Here is a 539-nt window from a genome sequence, read left to right on the forward strand (position 1 = left end):
CCTTCTATGATTGACCTTCCCATGCCATTCGACTAAAATTTTACATACCGTATGCTGTCCGAACCCCCACTGTATTACTACAATGGGTTTGGCCTCTTCCGCGTTCGCTCGCCACTACTGACGGAATCTCTGTTGATTTCTCTTCCTCGCCCTACTTAGATGTTTCAGTTCAGGCGGTTCCCCTCATACACCTATGGATTCAGTGTATGATGACAAGACTTTCCTCTTGCCGGATTGCTCCATTCGGAAATCCACGGATATAACGCTCACTTACAGCTCCCCGTGGCTTATCGCAGTTAGTCACGTCCTTCATCGGCTCTCGGTGCCAAGGCATTCCCCTTGTGCTCTTTGTAGCTTGACCATTTTTGAGATATCTTTGGTTCTTTATTCTGTGTTAAGTAACTTTCGTTACAGAAAATAGACTTGCATCTATTTTACCCATCAGAAATTGCAGTATTTTTACCTTTAAATTGAGTTTAGTTTGACTAAATTAATTCTGTTGATAAACAATACTTTCTCGCATATCTGCTTATTACTTA

General features: G+C 41.9%; 1 rRNA gene. It reads right to left on the minus strand.

Going from position 1 to position 539, the window contains the following annotated elements:
• Positions 1–361, minus strand: a 23S ribosomal RNA gene (locus JKK62_RS14260); the annotation flags it as partial.
• Positions 362–539: the final 178 nt, after the last annotated feature.

The organism is Ruminococcus difficilis (assembly GCF_016680995.1).